Here is a 4,180-nt window from a genome sequence, read left to right as displayed (position 1 = left end):
TGGCCGCCGCAATGGCAGTGGAACGGATAAGCTGCGCGGAGCTGGGAAGCTCATCAAGGCTCGGTTTTTTTGCGTTAAACATTTTGGTCTCCTAACTTCTCAGGTGGCTACGAAGTAGCCGGTGATTTGCAGGCCCATGAGGATGAATCCCATGGACATCATGACGACGTTGGCGGTGTAGGCTTGGCGGAAGAAGTTTGGGGATTTCCGCCAGAATCCCATGACGATGAGGATCACGGCAAGCGCCATGATCTGGCCAAGCTCGACGCCCACGTTGAACGCCAGAAGATTGGCCAGCAGCCCGTCCGAAGCGATTTCATACTCTAGGATTTTCGTGGCCAGGCCCGTGCCGTGGAAAAAGCCGAAGATCAACGTTGCGGCCTTAGTGTTCGGCTGGAACCCGAACCAGCGCTGATACGCCCCGAGATTGTCGAGCGCCTTGTAGACGACCGAAAGGCCGATGATCGCGTCGATGATGTAGGCGTTGATGCCCCAGCCGAACCAGACACCGGCCAGCATAGTGGACGAGTGCCCGAGGGCGAAGAGGCTGACGTAGACGCCGACATCCTTCATCTTGTAGAGGAAGAAGACGACGCCGAGCAGGAACAGGATGTGGTCGTATCCCGTCACCATGTGTTTGGCGCCGAGATACATGAAGGGAATGATGTTGATCCCCCAGATTTCTTGGATGTAGCCCGCGTCACCTTCGGTGACATTGTGGGCAAACGCGTGGCTTGCACTCAGAACGAGTGCCGACAGCGTTATTAAGGACAGGATCACGATCCGGCGTATGCCGGGATCGGTCCAGCCCCGGTGGACTATATTCATGGATTTGACTCCGCATATGTGTTGATGATCGAATGCAGCGCGCTGTTGGCACGCAGTCGGTCAGACGCGCGGAGGTCGTTCGATTTGGTATGTCTGTAAGGTGTTCGACGTGGCCGACCTCAAAGGCCATGCGGCTCTGTAAATATCGAGCGGGTGCGGCGATCGGTCGGGGCCAGGCACAACCGCCTGACTGTGATCGTGATCGACGCTGTCATGGTTGTGTCCATGCATGGCCCAGGCAAGGTCTTCTTCCAGTCCATGCGAATGACCGTGCTCAGCAATCATTTCTGCGTGCTCTTGGAGGACGCTGAAGACTGAGGGCGCGTGCGAGGTTGCGGGCACCACAGACCAGAGAAGTACGGCTAAACATAAGAGTGTCGCAAACGCGGCGTTTACAACTGTCCTCAAGGTTTCCATAGGTTCTGCCCGTCTGCCCGTCTGCCCGTCTCTAGCGTGGTGCGTCGTGGCACCATCTTGTTCTATCCTCCCGGGGGGGATAGAACTACTTTATGACAAAACATCCAGTCCATGCAACCCATCCCGCCCTTGTCGCCCGGCTGAAACGCGCTGACGGCCATTTGCGCGCCGTGATCGAAATGATCGAGGCGGGCAAACCCTGTCTGGAGATTGCTCAGCAGATGCAAGCGGTCGAAAAGGCCGTGACGAACGCCAAGCGTGCGCTGATCCATGATCACATGGACCATTGTATTGACGTTGAAAGTTCTGAAACTGATCGCGCAGAGTTGCGGGCGATCGCCCGATATCTCTGAGGCCGACCATGCTCGATATTCTCTCCGACCGCACTTATCGGCACCTCTTTCTGGCGCAAGTCGTAGCCCTTCTGGGTACCGGACTCGCCACAGTCGCACTCGGCCTGCTCGCCTTTGATCTTTCGGGCGACGGGGCGGCGCTGGTCCTCGGCACAGTCTTCACCATCAAGATGGTTGCTTATGTGGGCATCGCGCCCATTGCAGGGGCTTTCGCAGACCGGGTGCCGCGCCGCGCGTTATTGGTGACGCTCGATCTGGTGCGTGCCGGTGTCGCCCTCGCACTGCCCTTCGTGACCGAGGTCTGGCAGGTCTACGTCCTGATCTTCCTTCTTCAATCGGCTTCCGCCGCCTTCACGCCGACCTTTCAGGCCACGATCCCGGACGTTCTGCCCGAAGAGGCGCGCTATACCCGCGCGCTGTCGCTGTCGCGGCTGGCCTACGATCTGGAAAACATCGTCAGCCCGACGCTGGCGGCCCTTCTGCTCGCGGTGATGTCCTACAATTCACTTTTCCTCGGAACGGTCCTCGGTTTCGCCGCATCGGCCCTTCTGGTTGCTTCGATCGTGCTGCCGAGTCCCCGCCCATCCGAGCCGCGCGGTGTCTATGACCGCACAACGCGCGGCATCCGCATCTATCTGGCCACGCCGCGCTTGCGCGGGCTCTTGGCATTGAACCTCGCGGCGGCGGCGGCAGGTGCGATGGTGCTGGTCAATACCGTCGTTCTTGTGCGCGGCTCGCTCGGCCTTTCGGAAAGTGCTCTGGCCTGGACGATGTTCGCCTTCGGCGCAGGGTCGATGATCGCCGCGCTGGTCCTGCCGCGTGTTCTCGATGTGTTGCCGGACCGGCCCGTTATGTTCGGCGGAGCCGCGCTGATGGTGGCTACTCTGGTCGGTCTGGCGTTGACGGTCCTTGGAGCAGGCCTTGGCTGGTCCATCCTTCTGACAGCCTGGCTGCTAGTGGGGTTGGGGTATTCCACCGTTCTCACCCCCTCGGGCCGGTTGCTGCGCCGTTCCGCCCACGCCGGGGACCGCCCGGCACTCTTCGCGGCGCAATTCGCGCTGTCCCACGCCTGCTGGCTTGTGACCTATCCGCTGTCGGGATGGCTGCTGACGGTCTATGGTGTCGTTCCCGCACTGATCGGACTGGCCCTCATCGCCGCCTTCGGTATGCTCGCAGCGCTGAAACTCTGGCCGTCCGGCGATCCCGTTGAGCTTGAGCACACCCACAAAAATTTGCCACTCGACCATCCCCACCTAAGGGGACATCGCAGGCACAGCCATGCCTTGATCATTGACGAGAGCCATCCTCGCTGGGCCACGCATTTATAAATCGCAGCAAGAGACGAAGACTGGACACGGGCGGTTCGTTTTCATCTGTGCGGACATTCGTGCTTCGAGCAACATTCGTCAAACTGGGCTAGATGCGCGAATTCTCTGCAAGTTTGGCGGACAGAGGCGTTGACTCTAGCTGTCGCGTTGCCCTTAAATCTGAGACGAGACGCTTTCGGCATCGAGTTTTGCCCTTAATTGCGAGATTCGGCTGTCATGGGGACTTTGCTTCTCGCGCGCCTTTGCGCGATGTGATCGACCGCGGCTAGCAATCGATGCTCCTTCTCGAAGGCGCGTAAGAGAGCAACCCTGGCAAAGTCGTCTATGGCGAAGCTGACGATGGCTGCCTTAGCCAAGGGATGAGATCGCGCGGCGGCGATTGCGGCAAGGCAAAACAGCCTCACTTCTGGTCTGTGGCTTTGAAGAGCGAACAACGGCTCCCCGTGGCAGCCCTTAAGTGACATGGAAAAGGTGACCGCGCGCATTGCGCGCCGAAGTTGCTTGGGGCTTCGAGATCGCGCGGCGCACTCAAGCATCCCTGCCCCGCGGCGCGCTCGGTAAATCAGTTTGTCGGGTAATTGTTCGTCACCTGTTTTACCAAGTGTCTGCACAAGTCTCGTCCCGCAAACTTGACAGTCGAATGCCCAGGCCCGCCTCCAATGCCTGAGCGAAAGGCCCTCTCGGGAGCATTGCAGACAATGCTGGAATGGCATCTGGGCCGTCAGCGAGGCTTCTCGTGGCGTCATCGCCGGAAAGGCCAAAGATCGCACGACATCTGGGGCGACCCGTGCGGCATTGCCAATCTTCTCTGCCGCAGCCGCGTCGATGCTGAAGTCCAAGGCGGTTCCATGCGTGGTATCGATTTCGATATGAGCCAGCAGTTCCGCGTCATTGCAGTAGTTGGCCGCAGCCAGCCGGGACAGCCAACCTGACAACAACTCGTCTGGCAGCGGCGCGACAGTCTTGGGCAGCGAACGCGGCTTCACAGCCCGGTCATCTCAAGCCGCCGATGGGCGTTCGCATGGCGCGACCAAACCGGGGTCCATTTTGCGATTGCGTCATCGGCGATGCATTCATCACCTGTGACAATGGCGTCGATGGAAAGATCCTTGATCAGCGCGAAGATGCGCGAGGTCACCCCACCGGTCAGCGCAAGTATCTGCTTGAGTGACTTGACCTTCAGATTGGATTTCTTCTCGAGGGGCATTGCCGCGATGAGTGTCTGGATCATGTCCGAGAACTCGGCATCGTCGC

At 59.4% G+C, this 4,180-nt stretch carries 4 protein-coding genes and 1 pseudogene; 2 read left to right on the top strand and 3 right to left on the bottom strand.

All coding sequences use genetic code 11. The features are described 5' to 3' along the window. Nucleotides 1-99 precede the first annotated feature (99 nt). Nucleotides 100-828 carry a HupE/UreJ family protein gene (locus BUC08_RS24055; RefSeq protein ID WP_067293076.1) on the bottom strand — a complete coding sequence of 243 codons (729 nt, stop codon included), beginning with the start codon at nucleotides 826-828 and terminating at the stop codon, nucleotides 100-102. Between the two features lie 509 nt (nucleotides 829-1,337). On the opposite strand from BUC08_RS24055, the gene BUC08_RS24050 reads away from it, so the two are divergent. Further along, nucleotides 1,338-1,598, top strand: coding sequence for a metal-sensing transcriptional repressor (locus tag BUC08_RS24050; RefSeq protein ID WP_007120627.1), 261 nt, complete (start codon nucleotides 1,338-1,340; stop codon nucleotides 1,596-1,598). An 8-nt stretch (nucleotides 1,599-1,606) separates the two neighbouring features. Then, nucleotides 1,607-2,926 (top strand): MFS transporter, encoded by a 1,320-nt coding sequence (locus BUC08_RS24045; protein ID WP_073194631.1) that lies wholly within the window; start codon nucleotides 1,607-1,609, stop codon nucleotides 2,924-2,926. A gap of 194 nt (nucleotides 2,927-3,120) precedes the next feature. Here BUC08_RS24045 and BUC08_RS24040 read toward each other — a convergent pair whose 3' ends face one another. Together BUC08_RS24040 and BUC08_RS24035 are read right to left on the bottom strand one after the other, a co-directional pair. Continuing rightward, nucleotides 3,121-3,912: a TniQ family protein gene (locus tag BUC08_RS24040; RefSeq protein ID WP_037932134.1), complete on the bottom strand. Its 792-nt coding sequence runs from the start codon at nucleotides 3,910-3,912 to the stop codon at nucleotides 3,121-3,123. Beyond that, nucleotides 3,909-4,180 (bottom strand): annotated as a pseudogene (locus BUC08_RS24035) (TniB family NTP-binding protein); the annotation flags it as partial. The gene BUC08_RS24040 and the pseudogene BUC08_RS24035, both read right to left, overlap by 4 nt.

Origin of the sequence: Pseudosulfitobacter pseudonitzschiae (genome assembly GCF_900129395.1) — a bacterium.
Lineage (GTDB): Bacteria > Pseudomonadota > Alphaproteobacteria > Rhodobacterales > Rhodobacteraceae > Pseudosulfitobacter > Pseudosulfitobacter pseudonitzschiae.
The sequence above is the reverse complement of the archived record's forward strand: the minus strand, read 5'-3'. Positions and strand labels throughout refer to the sequence as shown.